The following is a 10524-nucleotide window of genomic DNA, read 5'->3' as shown; positions in this document are numbered from 1 at the left end:
CCAAACCCCACCCACGCTTCTCGCTTCCCAGTTGGCACGCGCTTTTGCCCCCTGGCGACGTCCCCTTGCCCCCCCCCCGGCGGCCTTCGCCTGCGCGTGGCAGGGGCCGTCGCCCACACGGCCTCGGCGGCGGCCTTGTCGATGCGGCCGCCGAGCGCCGAGAGCGCGGCTCGGGTCTCGGCGTCGTAGACCGAAAGCCGGCCACCGCGGTGGAAATTATGCTGCCCTGGCGGTGGCCCGTCGGCAGCGTCGATCCGGTAGAGCGCAACCAGAAAGCCGGCCAGCGAACGGGCGAACTCAGTAAGATCGGCAATCAGTCCACCAGCCGCCGGTCTGCCGCCAAGCCAGCGATAGACGGACCAAGGCCATGGATAGCCTTCCCCGGGCGCGCCTTTGGCCAGCGGCACGGGTATCGGCAGAGGCAGGTGAGGCGCCAAGCGGGGCAGCCAGCGATGCTCCTTCTCGACCTGGGCGACATAGGCGGCAGCGCTCGGCAGCCGCACCGACATGCTGTCGCCCAGCCGGAACGTGCGGTTGTCCCAGCCGCCAGGCTCGACCGTCTCTACCGGCAGGTCCGCCCATTTGGGGAACTGCGCGGCAATCAGCCGGCGAACAAGTGCGGCATCTATCGGCATGCCTGGCGTTCGTTCATCGGGCGGCATCGGGCTTGCTCCGGTCTTCTGAATAGCCGGCGGTCCATCTTTTTGTCGTCGCACTCTTGCGGCGCCGGTGATTCCACTTGGCTGCAAATTCTCTAAGCCTTGCGCTCCCAGCGCCGGTCGGGCGTTTGCTGCCAGTAGGTCACGGTGTGGCCGGCCTCCTTCATTGTCTTCCAGTGCGTGCGTGCCGCCTCTAGCTGGGCTGCATCGTGGCCGTCGAACAGGAACACGGCGCGCTGGTAGCCGCCAAGCTCCGGCGGCACCGCCCCATCGACCAGGAAGCGTATCTGCGCCTGGTTCGGATTGTCAGGGCCGACGGTCAGAAGCACCGGCTGCTCGGCGGGATGGGCTTCGCGATCCGTTGCGTGGGCCAGGAACGAATCGTCCCGGAAAGTCCACAGATGCTGGTCCAGCGCGTCGCGCCGTTCCTCGGTGCCGGTCTGCACCACGGCACGCCAGCCGCGATCGATACTGCGCTCCAGGAGGCCGGGCAACGCATCCTCCAGCGTCGATTCGGTCAGGTGATAAAACAGAATCTCGGCCATGCGTTCAGTCTACATTGTCGGAGTCCCGCCCCAGCCGCTCATTGCTCGTAATGATCGCGCACCAGCCGGTCGAGCAGCCTGACGCCGAAGCCGGAAGCCCATGACTGGTTGATCTCGTTGGAAGGCGCGCCCATCGCGGTGCCGGCGATGTCGAGATGCGCCCAGGGCGTGTCCTTGACGAAGCGCTGCAGGAACTGCGCGGCGATAATGGCGCCGCCATGGCGGCCGCCGATGTTCTTGATGTCAGCATTCTTGGAATCGATCAGCTTGTCGTATTCGGCACCGAGCGGCATGCGCCACACCCGCTCCTGCGTCGCCTGTCCGGCCGCCGTCAACCGGTCCGCCAACTCGTCATTGTTGGAGAACAGGCCGGCATAATGCTGGCCGAGCGCGACCATGATGGCGCCGGTCAGCGTCGCCAGATTGATCATGAATTTCGGCTGGAAGCGGTCGTTGCAGTACCAGAGCGCATCGGCCAGCACCAGGCGGCCCTCGGCGTCGGTATTGAGCACTTCGATAGTCTGACCCGACATCGAGGTGACAATGTCGCCCGGTCGCTGAGCGTGGCCGTCGACGGCGTTTTCAACCAGCCCGACAATGCCGACGACATTGACCTTCGCCTTGCGCGCGGCCAGCGCGTGCATCAGTCCGGTGACGGCAGCAGCGCCGCCCATGTCGCCCTTCATGTCCTCCATGCCCGACGCCGGCTTGATCGAATTGCCGCCGGTGTCGAAGGTGACGCCCTTGCCGACGAAGGCGACCGGGCTTTCCTTGGCCTTGCCGCCGTCCCACCGCATGACCGCGATGCGGGCGCCACGCGGCGAACCCTGCGCTACGCCCAGCAGCGAACCCATGCCGAGCTTCTTCATCTCCTTCTCGGCCAGGATCTCGACCGTGACGCCGAGCGCCTCCAGTTCGGCGATGCGGGCGGCGAATTCCACCGGTCCCAAAACATTGGCCGGTTCATTGACCAAATCGCGCGCCAGCAAGACGCCGTCGATCACCGCCGCTTCATCGGCGAAGGCCTTCTTTGCAGCTGCCGGATCGGCGGTGTGAATAGTCACCTTGACCGGCTTTTTTGGCTCGCCCCTGTCGTCACCATTGTTCTTTTTGGTCTTGTACTTGTCGAAGGAATAGCTGCGCAGCAGGATGCCCGCTGCAAGCTGAACGGCTTGCCTGCCGCTGACGGCCGCACCGGGAAGATCGAGCACGACGGCCACTTCGGTTGCCTTGCGAAAGGATGCGGCAATCGTGCCGCCGAGCTTCAGCCAGGCGTAATCATCGAGATTGGAGCCCTTGCCGGCACCGACCGCCACCAGCCGCTCGATCGATGTCCCTTCCGGTGCCAGCACTTCGACCAGGCTGGCGAATTTGCCGGTGAAGTCGGCGACCGGAAAAGCCCGCTCGAGGGTCTTTGCCGGATCGCAAGCCCTGGCGGCATCGCTGAGGCCGCCCTCGTCCGTCACCAGAACGAAAACGCTGCCTTTTTTGGGCGCGGCGAATTTGGCAAAGGCGATCGAGGGTCTCGAATTCATCATGTCCTGCTTTCGGGGAAGTGAGTTGGATTATTGCGAGAAACGTTCGTCAGTGAGCGGCGGGTTGAAACAGCTCGATAACATTGCCCGATGGATCTTCGAGCAGCGTCTGGGAACCGCCGACGCCCGTTATGATATCGTTGCGAAAGACAAGTCCAGCACTCTTGAGGCGCGCAACCTCTTCTTTCAGGTCCGGCACCACCAACAGGATGCGATTCCAACCTCCCGGCACCGGCTGCCGGCCATCCGGCATCGCCCGTGCACCCGAACTGCCGGGGCCGCTTAGAAGGAGCCGTAAAGCGCCGCGTGTCACGGAAGCAAAAGCCGGTCGCGCGTCCTGTTCAACAGCGAAGCCCAGATGTCCACAGTAGAAGTCGATCGAGGCGGCGACATCATCGACCATGTAGCGAATGCTGACTGGCGTCATGACCATTGACCTTTCGGTTCGAGCACCTTTCAACAAGGCGTGTCTATTGCGGGCGGAACAGTCGGCATAGTCCGGCTCATCATCGCTGCTTGACAATCCGCGCCGCTATCGCCCTGGCCTGAATGCGGGCGTTAGCGAAACAACCGCGAATGCTCGGCCGCATGCCGGTAAACCACAGACCGGGCAATTTCGGATCGGCATCGCCGCCGTTGAAAAGCGGAACGCCCTTGCCGTCGAGAACGCCGAGCTTGCCGAACATCTGCTCCAGACCGGTGCGATAGCCGGTCGCCGCAATGACGATATCGGGCGTGATCAACCTGCCGTCATTCAACAAGATGCCGTCTTGGGTAAATTCCCGCAATGGTGGCACCACCACGATCGTGCCTGCCTTTATGGCGCGAACCGCGCCGTCATCGGCTGCGATCGCGGTGTAGTCGGTGCTCAGACGGCTCGCACCGCCTATAGGAGCCGGCGGAAGCCCAAATTTCGTCAGGTCGCCGAAAACCAGGCGCTGGGTTGTCGCCATCACCGCATCGGCCAGCCGCACCGGCAAGCTCGCCATCAACGGTGAAAGCCTGTGGACGGCGACCTTGCCGATGCGTTTCGGCAGCAGCGACGGGCCGTTGCGGGCCGACAGCCAGATGCTTTGGGCATCTGCATTCGCAAGATGGTTGAGTGCGTCGAACCCCGAATTGCCGGCTCCGACGACCAGCACCCTTTTGCCGACGTAGTCCTTCGCCTCGCCAAAATCGGCCGAATGGATAATCCGGCCTGCAAAATCCTTCACGCCTTTCCACGCGGGAATAAACGGCTGCCGGTCGCGCCCGGTTGCGACGACGACATGACGCGCCAGACGACGTCCGGCGTTCGTCCGCACGGTCCAGTGATCGCCATCGAACGTGATCTCTTCAACGGCAACGCCGAATGCGACCGGCAGACCATGCGCCTGGCTGAAATCGTTCAGATGGCGAATGACGGCCGATTTATGCGGAAAAGCCGGGGTGCCTGCGGGATAGCCGATGCCGGGCAGCGTCGAGAGATCGCGATGCGTATTGAGGTGCAGCCGCTGGTGCCGCCGATGCCAGGGTTCAGCAAGCCGGCTCTCCTTTTCCAGGACGAGCGTCGGTACGCCGGCCTTCATCAAGGCGTGGGCGGCGGCAAGGCCGGCCGCGCCGGCGCCGACCACGATCGCGCCGTCAAAGACCGTTTCCCGACCGGTTTGACCGCGCAATTTTTCCGCTTCCATGCTGGGACTCAACAGATCCTGACCCGTCTTATCACGCCGCGGCGGTCGCGACCGGCGCGACATTTGGTCGTTTTGCCGCATTTGACAAGACTTTGGCCGAAATCGCTCCCATATGCGATATCGAACCATCCACGATTCGTCGCGGCACGGCCCCGCTTCCCGCCGCAACCTGTTGTTAACCAACAATGTTCGCTCTTTCTTATCCATTGCCGCCGACACTCCGGCCCAGCGGATTTTGCGATCCGGGACAGAACCCAGATCGAACCGCCAAACTGAGCCAGTTGTGCAGCCGGCGCCGGACGACTACCTTGTTCCAAGGCATGATGCCGTTCGAAATCGCCGAGAAAAGCCTTCATGAAGGTCGTTGAACGTTACATCATGCGCCGTGCTTTCGCGGTATTCGCGCTGGCGCTCGTCTGGACGCTGGCGATCGTCTGGACGACTCAGGTGCTCGCCCGCATCGACCTCGTCACCGATAGCGGTCAGTCGGCCCTCACCTTCTTCGAAGTCGCAGCGCTGATCATCCCGACGATCGTTCCGATCGTCGTGCCGTTCGCCCTGGTGGTCGCGGTCGCCCAGATCCTCAGCGTGATGAATTCGGATTCGGAGCTGGCCGTCATCAATGCCGCCGGCGCTTCACGCTGGACCATCGTCAGGCCGATCATGCTTCTGGCACTTGCAGCCAGCGTTTTTTCCTTCGCCGTCGACAATGGCGTCGACCCTTACGCACGCCAGAAGAACCGCGAGTTGATTGCGTCATCGCGTGCCGATCTGTTGTCGTTGATCATCCAGGAAGGCACCTTCCGCAAGATCGACGACGGCCTGTTCCTGCAGGTTGGCGAACGGCTTCCCGACAACCGCCTCGGCGGCATCTTCGTCGCCGATTCGCGCGAAGAAGGCGTCAATCTCATCTACTACGCCAAGACCGGCAGCATCATCGAACGCGGCGACGAGAAGGTGCTGATGATGAATGACGGCGTCATCCATCGCAAAACCATGACCGGCGATCTCTCGGTGATCCGGTTCACCTCCTACGCCTTCGACTTGTCCGCTTTCATGTCGGCATCATCTGATATCCTGCTTTTGCCGAAGGACCGGACGACCCAGTATCTGCTCAATCCCAGTCCGAACGACAAGATGTACCAGCAAAAGCCGAACAGGTACCTGGCCGAGCTCAACCAGCGTTTTTCCGAGTGGTCCTATTCGCTCGTCTTCGCGCTGATCGCGCTCGCCGTTGCCGGAGATGCGCGCTCGCATCGCGAGGCGCGTGTGCACCCGCTGATCACGGCAATCGCGATCGCGCTGTTCGTGCGCTGGCTCGGGTTCTTTGCCGCCGGCAAGGCCGACAAGGTGCCGCAATATGCCTATATGGTCTACGGCGTCCCGATCGTGGCATCGGCGATCGCCATCTGGTTCATTGTTTCCAACCGGACCATGGAACTGCCGGTTGCCTGGGCCGATTGGATAACCAATCTTGCCGGCCGCTTCAGTGAGGGCTGGAGCGCCATCAAGCTCCGTTTTGCCGGGCGTGGCGCATCCGGACAGGGAGCCGGCTGATGGGCTGGACTCTGGGTCGGTACTTCTTCTTTCGCTATGTGACGATCACCATCTGGTTCTTCATCGGCCTCTTGGCGCTGGTGTTCCTGATCGATTTCACCGAGCTTTCCGGCCGCACGACTGGCGTGCCGGGCTTCACCTACGCAACTGCGTTCGCCATTTCGGGGCTCAGGATGCCGATGATCATGCTGCAGACGGTGCCGTTCGTCGGCCTGTTCTCGGCGATGGCGACGTTGGTGTCGCTCAACCGCAAATACGAATTGGTCATTGCCCGTTCCGCCGGGGTTTCCGCATGGCAATTCCTGCTGCCGTGCTGCATCGGGGCGCTGCTGTTTGGAGCCTTGTCGGTCGGCGTCATCAATCCGGTAGCCGCGCACGCCTATTCCTGGTCCGAGGAGATCGAGACCCAGCTCCGTTCGGGCAAGTCGAACAGCGTCTCGGCCGATGCTGCGCCCTGGATCAGGCAGAAAACCAACGCCGGCGATACCATCATCGGCGCGCGCGCCATTCTTAATCAAGGCCTGGAGATGGCCGACGCGGTCTTCTTCAGCTTCAGCCCGCAAGGCGACATCATCGAGCGCAAGGATGCGGCGCGCGCCTTTTTGCGGGACGGCTACTGGGAATTGCAGGACGTCAAGGTGTTCCGGGACGGTACCATCCAGTCGTTACCCAGCGATCGGCTGCCGACCAATCTCAAGCCGGAATTCGTGCAAGAGCGGTTGGCGCGCCCTGAGACCATTCCCTTCTACGATCTGCCCGGCAAGATCGAAGTGGCCCGCTCCTTCGGCCTCAAGGCAAATGCCTTCGCCATGCAGTTCAATTCCCTGATTGCGCTGCCGTTCCTGCTTGTCGCGATGACGCTGATTGCGGCAACGGTATCAATGCGATTTGCGAGGATGGGGCAGTCGGCAACGATGATTCTGGGTGGCATCGTGGCCGGGTTTCTGCTTTATGTCGTTTCGGTGCTGGTCAAGGCATTCGGCGTAGCGGGATTCGTACCCACGGCCGTAGCGGCTTGGGTCCCGGTTGTCGTGGCTATGTTCTTCGGGGTGACATTCCTGCTATACAAGGAAGACGGCTAGTGAGGGAGGCGGTTTTGCGCAGCCATAGGCACGCCGGTTTGGCACGCCTCTCTGCGGCGAGCGCCTTGGCATGCCTGCTTGCCAGCGCCGCCCCGGTTGCTCCGGCTTTTGCCCAGGACGTCAGTGAGCTGGCAACGAAGGTTCCGAGCGGCACGCAGATGCTGCTGGCAGCCGATACGCTGGTCTACGACAACGACAAGCAGACCGTGACGGCCGTCGGCGGCGTCCAGATCGACTACGGCGGCAACCGTCTCGTCGCCCAGCGGGTCGAATACAACCGCAACACCAAACGCCTCGTCGCCAGCGGCAATGTCGAACTCGTCAATAGCGACGGCACCAAAATCTATTCGCAGCATGCCGACATCACTGACGATTTCGCCGACGGCTTCGTCAACGCGCTGCGGGTCGAGACCATAGACAAGGCGTATTTCGCCGCCGAAAGCGCGGAGCGCATGGGCGGCGTGCTGACGACGTTCCACAATGGCGTCTACACCGCCTGCGAGCCGTGCGAGGACAAGCCCGACAAAGCGCCGACCTGGCGTATCAAGGCCAGGAAGATCATCTGGAACGGCGAGAAGAAGACGGTTCGCTTCGAGAATTCGAATTTCGAGTTCTTCGGCTTTCCGCTGGCCTATCTGCCGGCTTTCGAGATCGCCGACCCAACGGTCAAGCGCAAGAGCGGCTTCCTGATCCCCGGCGTCGCCTACAAGAGCGATCTCGGCGTCGGTGTTAAAGTCCCCTATTATTTCGCGCTCTCGCCGACCTACGATCTCACTGTCACTGGCAGCGGCTATACCAAGCAAGGTTTCCTCGGTGAGGCCGAGTGGAGGCAGCGCTTCAACAACGGTCAGTACAGCCTGAAGATTGCGGGCATCCGGCAGGAGAATCCCGACGCCTTCATCGACGACAATGGCCACAACGTGAATTCGGGTACCGAAGGCGACCCGAACAGGTTCCGCGGCATGATGGGCACCCAGGGCCAGTTCGCCATCAACCCGCGCTGGGACTTCGGCTGGGACATCCTGCTGCAGAGCGACAAGAATTTCGCGCGCACCTACGACATCGATGGCTTCAACGATAGCGTGCACCGCTCCGAGGTGTACCTGACGGGGCTCAACGATCGCAATTACTTCGACGTGCGCGCCATGCACTTCGAGGTTCAGGAAGACACGCTCGCCAGCGATCCGACTGCACGCGCCGCCAAGCAGCCCTGGGTGCTGCCCTCGCTCGACTACGCTTATATCCCCGACATGCCGGTGGCCGGCGGGCAGCTGTCGTTCGACGTCAACGCGCGGGTCATTGACCGCGACAGGCTCGATACGGCTCTTGCAAATTCGGGCATCCCTTCGTCCGTCAACAACGTCCGCGGCATCGACGGTCAATCCGGCCGCCTTACCGCGGAAGCCGAATGGAAGCGCACCTTCACCACCGATGGCGGGCTGCTGCTGACACCGCTCCTGGCGCTGCGGGGCGACGCCGGCTACGTCAACGCCTCCTCGGCCTCGCTCGACGCCGTCAACCAGATGGCGACCAATCTCGGCGTCGAGGACGATATGCGTTCATCGCTTGCCCGCTACATGGCCACCGCCGGCCTTGAGATGCGCTGGCCGGTGCTGTTTTCGATGACCAGTTCCAGCCATGTCTTCGAACCGATGGCGCAGGTATTCATGCGTCCGAACGAGCAATATGTCGGCGGGCTGGCGGTCCCCAACGAGGACGCCCAGAGCTTCGTCTTCGACGCCACGACGCTGTTCGAGCGCGACAAATTCTCGGGCTATGACCGCATGGAAGGCGGCACACGCGCCAATGTCGGGCTGCGCTATTCCGGCGCATATGACAATGGCTGGGGCACCAATGCGGTGTTCGGCCAATCCTACCAGCTGGGCGGCCAGAACTCGTTCGGCACGCCGGACCTGGTCAATGTCGGCGCCTATTCAGGCCTTGAAACTGCAACCTCCGACTATGTCGGCCTTGTCGGCTTCAACAGCCCCAGCGGGTTTTCCGGCTCGGTCAGCGGCCGTTTCGACGAGCAAAGCTTCGAGATCCGCCGCGCTGAGGTAAAGGCCGCCTTTTCAGGCCTGCCGGTATCGCTGAGCGCCAAATACGCCTTCATCCAGGCGCAGCCACTCTATGGCTTCTCAACCGATCGCCATGAGGTTACGCTCGGCGCCTCGACACATCTTGCCGAGAATTGGCGCGTCTTTGGCACCGGCACATATGATCTGGAGCAGAGCGTTCTGGTCAAGGACGGGGTCGGCTTTGCCTATAGTGATTCGTGCTTTACCTATTTGATGACGTTTTCGGAAAGACGTGACCTGAACACCAAGGAAGTATCGCAGAACGTCGGCTTCAACCTGTCGTTCCGCACGCTCGGCGATTTCGGCTCGTCGCAACGCTCCATCGACACCATTCAATAACGGGCAGCGGTCGGCAACGGGGCGGCTGGCGGACGACATTGTTTCGCCGCATAGAGCAGGCACGAATTTTGACGGCCTGAACTGGGATAGGTTCGGCTGAATCGGGATGGAATTGGGATGCTTTCGATGAGGAAATACCTCTTTTCGGCAGGGTTCGCGCTGCTGGTGGCGTTCTCGACCACCGCGGTAACGCGGCCAGTTTTCGCCACCGAGATCAAATACGTCGTCAACAATATACCGATCACCACCGGCGACATCCAGCATCGGGCCGCTTTCCTGCGCCTGCAGCACAGAAAGGGCGATGCCGGCCAGGAAATGATCGACCAGACGCTGCGCCTGGCCGAAGCCCGGCGGCTCGGCATCCGCATCAGCGACGAGCAGGTCGATGCCGCTTATCAGCGTTTCGCCACCAGCAACAAGATGCCGCTCAAGCAGCTTGACGGCGCGATGGCGCAATCCGGCGTCACCAAGGAGCATTTCAAGGACTTTATCCGGGCGCAGATGGCCTGGAACCAGGCGCTGACGGCGCGTCACCGTTCTAGCGACGGCGGCGGCGCCATGAGCGAGCAGGACCTCGTCAAGCGCATGCTCGAAAAAGGCGGCAGCAAACCGAGCGCCACAGAGTACATGCTGCAGCAGGTCATCTTCGTGGTGCCGGCGGCCGAGCGCAGCGCGACGCTGGCCAAGCGCAAACGCGAAGCCGACGCTATGCGCGCCCGCTTCAACGGCTGCAACACCACGCGCGAATTCGCCAAGGGCCTGATCGATGTCACCGTTCGCGATCTCGGCCGGGTGCTGGCGCCGCAATTGCCGGCGGACTGGGCCGAGCAGATAAAGGCTACAAAGGTCGGCGGCGCCACCACGACGCGCGAAACCGACCGCGGTGTCGAATTCATCGGCATCTGCTCGTCGCGCGAAGTGTCAGACGACAAAGCCGCGCAGATGGTGTTCCAGAGTGAAGGTTCGAGCGACAAGAACGCCGACGAACTCTCGAAGAAATATGTCGAGGAGTTGCGGAAGAAAGCCCGCATAATCGAGCGCTGAAGTCGACGCGCC

General features: G+C 62.2%; 9 protein-coding genes. 4 read left to right on the top strand and 5 right to left on the bottom strand.

Translation table 11 applies throughout. The features are described from left to right. The 5 genes from NKH28_RS17805 to NKH28_RS17785 all read right to left on the bottom strand — a co-directional run. Positions 1–635 (bottom strand): phosphotransferase (locus tag NKH28_RS17805; RefSeq protein WP_352979852.1); only part of this gene is annotated, 635 nt, incomplete at its 3' end. Positions 636–754: 119 nt separating this feature from the next. Then, on the bottom strand, positions 755–1204 hold the full coding sequence (locus NKH28_RS17800; protein ID WP_023719810.1) for a DNA polymerase III subunit chi: 450 nt from the start codon (positions 1202–1204) through the stop codon (positions 755–757). Positions 1205–1242: 38 nt separating this feature from the next. Further along, positions 1243–2739 carry a leucyl aminopeptidase gene (locus NKH28_RS17795; RefSeq protein ID WP_352979857.1) on the bottom strand — a complete coding sequence of 499 codons (1497 nt, stop codon included), beginning with the start codon at positions 2737–2739 and terminating at the stop codon, positions 1243–1245. A 49-nt stretch (positions 2740–2788) separates the two neighbouring features. Then, complete coding sequence (locus tag NKH28_RS17790) at positions 2789–3172, bottom strand: VOC family protein (protein ID WP_352471101.1); 384 nt, start codon at positions 3170–3172, stop codon at positions 2789–2791. Positions 3173–3245: 73 nt separating this feature from the next. After that, complete coding sequence (locus tag NKH28_RS17785) at positions 3246–4412, bottom strand: flavin-containing monooxygenase (protein ID WP_352979851.1); 1167 nt, start codon at positions 4410–4412, stop codon at positions 3246–3248. A gap of 354 nt (positions 4413–4766) precedes the next feature. Between NKH28_RS17785 and lptF the strand changes: the two genes are divergently transcribed. The 4 genes from lptF (at position 4767) to NKH28_RS17765 (ending at position 10512) form a co-directional block, all read left to right on the top strand. Continuing rightward, positions 4767–5969, top strand: a complete 1203-nt coding sequence (lptF, locus tag NKH28_RS17780) for an LPS export ABC transporter permease LptF (protein WP_352453233.1) — start codon at positions 4767–4769, stop codon at positions 5967–5969. Further along, on the top strand, positions 5966–7051 hold the full coding sequence (gene lptG / locus NKH28_RS17775; RefSeq protein ID WP_023677695.1) for an LPS export ABC transporter permease LptG: 1086 nt from the start codon (positions 5966–5968) through the stop codon (positions 7049–7051). The genes lptF and lptG overlap by 4 nt, the downstream gene beginning before the upstream one ends. Then, positions 7051–9468, top strand: coding sequence for an LPS-assembly protein LptD (locus NKH28_RS17770; protein ID WP_352542725.1), 2418 nt, complete (start codon positions 7051–7053; stop codon positions 9466–9468). The genes lptG and NKH28_RS17770 overlap by 1 nt, the downstream gene beginning before the upstream one ends. A gap of 117 nt (positions 9469–9585) precedes the next feature. After that, a complete protein-coding gene (locus NKH28_RS17765; protein WP_352453231.1) occupies positions 9586–10512 on the top strand; it encodes a peptidylprolyl isomerase in 927 nt (308 codons plus the stop codon). Positions 10513–10524: the final 12 nt, after the last annotated feature.

The organism is Mesorhizobium sp. M1227, assembly GCF_040318315.1.
Lineage (GTDB): Bacteria > Pseudomonadota > Alphaproteobacteria > Rhizobiales > Rhizobiaceae > Mesorhizobium.
Note: the sequence above shows the minus strand (reverse complement) of the source record. Positions and strands in the feature narration are given on the sequence as shown.

Coding starts and splice junctions, on each gene's coding strand:
- NKH28_RS17765 (WP_352453231.1), top strand. CDS start 9,586: ATGCTTTCGATGAGGAAATACCTCTTTTCGGCAGGGTTCGCGCTGCTG.
- NKH28_RS17800 (WP_023719810.1), bottom strand. CDS start 1,204: ATGGCCGAGATTCTGTTTTATCACCTGACCGAATCGACGCTGGAGGAT.
- NKH28_RS17790 (WP_352471101.1), bottom strand. CDS start 3,172: ATGGTCATGACGCCAGTCAGCATTCGCTACATGGTCGATGATGTCGCC.
- lptF (WP_352453233.1), top strand. CDS start 4,767: ATGAAGGTCGTTGAACGTTACATCATGCGCCGTGCTTTCGCGGTATTC.
- NKH28_RS17785 (WP_352979851.1), bottom strand. CDS start 4,412: ATGGAAGCGGAAAAATTGCGCGGTCAAACCGGTCGGGAAACGGTCTTT.
- NKH28_RS17795 (WP_352979857.1), bottom strand. CDS start 2,739: ATGAATTCGAGACCCTCGATCGCCTTTGCCAAATTCGCCGCGCCCAAA.